This is a genomic window from Streptomyces sp. NPDC057253 (assembly GCF_042669125.1).
In the GTDB taxonomy this organism is placed as follows: Bacteria; Actinomycetota; Actinomycetes; order Streptomycetales; family Streptomycetaceae; genus Streptomyces.
The window spans coordinates 1-1,646 of record NZ_JBHUXV010000296.1 but is presented as its reverse complement, the minus strand read 5'-3'; the positions used below and the strand labels follow the sequence as shown (position 1 = coordinate 1,646).

The window sequence follows — 1,646 nt, the reverse complement described above, 5'->3', positions numbered from 1 at the left end:
GCGCCGCACGGTTTGCGTGCGGCGCCGGACGCGCAGGTACAGCACACAAGCACAGTCTCGGGGAGGGAACAGCACATGGGCGTCACGCTCGCCAAGGGAGGAAACGTCTCCCTGTCCAAGGCCGCACCCAACCTCACCCAGGTTCTGGTGGGGCTCGGCTGGGACGCGCGCTCCACCACCGGAGCCGACTTCGACCTCGACGCCAGCGCCCTGATGTGCGCGGGCGGGCGGGTGATGGGCGACGAGTGGTTCATCTTCTACAACCAGCTCAAGAGCCCGGACGGCTCGGTGGAGCACACCGGCGACAACCTCACCGGTGAGGGCGAGGGCGACGACGAGTCGATCCTGATCGACCTCTCCAGGGTGCCGGCGGGCTGCGACAAGATCGTCTTCCCGGTCTCCATCCATGACGCCGACAACCGCGGCCAGACCTTCGGCCAGGTCAGCAACGCCTTCATCCGCGTCGTCAACCAGGCCGACGGCCAGGAACTGGCCCGCTACGACCTCTCCGAGGACGCCTCCACCGAGACCGCGATGATCTTCGGCGAGGTCTACCGCTACCAGGGCGAGTGGAAGTTCAGGGCGGTGGGACAGGGGTACGCGTCCGGCCTCAGGGGCATCGCCCTGGACTTCGGGGTCAACGTCTCATAACGCGATATGAGCAAAATCCGGGGCAGGGTGGGCCGCGAACGGGGGCCGACTAGACTTCGGCTTCAAAAGTTCGTAAAGCCGAGTGCGGCACGGGGGAGCCCCGTACACGTACGGATTGGGTAGCCAGTGGTTCTCAAAACCTTCGGCTGGTCGTTCGCGGTCACCGCGCTCGGCCTCGTCGCCGCCGTCTTCTACGGGGGGTGGGAGGGCTTCGGCGTCGTGGCGATCCTCTCCATCCTCGAGATCTCCCTGTCGTTCGACAACGCGGTGGTCAACGCCGGGATCCTGAAGAAGATGAGTGCCTTCTGGCAGAAGATCTTCCTCACCATCGGCGTCCTGATCGCCGTGTTCGGCATGCGGCTGGTCTTCCCCGTCGTGATCGTCGCGATCAGCGCCAAGATGGGGCCCATCGAGGCGGTCGACCTCGCGCTGAACAACAAGGACCAGTACCAGGAGCTGGTCACCGACGCCCACCCGGCGATCGCCGCGTTCGGTGGCATGTTCCTGCTGATGATCTTCCTTGACTTCATCTTCGAGGACCGCGACATCCAGTGGCTGCGCTGGATCGAGCGCCCGCTGGCCAAGCTCGGCAAGGTCGACATGCTGTCGGTCTGCATCGCCCTGGTCGTCCTGCTGGTCACCGCGTTCACCTTCGCCACCCACGCCCACCAGCACGGCGGCGCCCATGTGGACAAGGCGCAGACCGTCCTGATCTCCGGTATCGCGGGTCTGATCACCTACATGGTGGTCGGCGGCCTCTCCGGCTACTTCGAGGACAAGCTCGAAGAGGAGGAGGAACGCGAGCACGAGGAGGAGGAGCGCGCCGAACGCGAGGGCAAGCCCAAGTCGGCGGTCGTGATGGCCGGCAAGGCCGCGTTCTTCATGTTCCTCTACCTCGAGGTCCTCGACGCCTCCTTCTCCTTCGACGGCGTGATCGGCGCGTTCGCCATCACCAACGACATCGTCCTGATGGCGCTGGGCCTCGGCATCGGCGC

Annotated in this window: 2 protein-coding genes; both read left to right on the top strand. The window is 65.6% G+C overall.

Going from position 1 to position 1,646, the window contains the following annotated elements; all coding sequences use genetic code 11:
* Positions 1–75: 75 nt before the first annotated feature.
* Positions 76–651, top strand: a complete 576-nt coding sequence (locus ACFULQ_RS49075; protein ID WP_383558348.1) for a TerD family protein — start codon at positions 76–78, stop codon at positions 649–651.
* A 126-nt stretch (positions 652–777) separates the two neighbouring features.
* Positions 778–1,646: DUF475 domain-containing protein (locus ACFULQ_RS49070; RefSeq protein WP_383558346.1), on the top strand; the 869-nt coding region annotated here is incomplete at its 3' end.

Excerpts from the sequence above, each read along its gene's own strand:
- ACFULQ_RS49075 (WP_383558348.1), top strand. The coding sequence starts at position 76 with ATGGGCGTCACGCTCGCCAAGGGAGGAAACGTCTCCCTGTCCAAGGCC.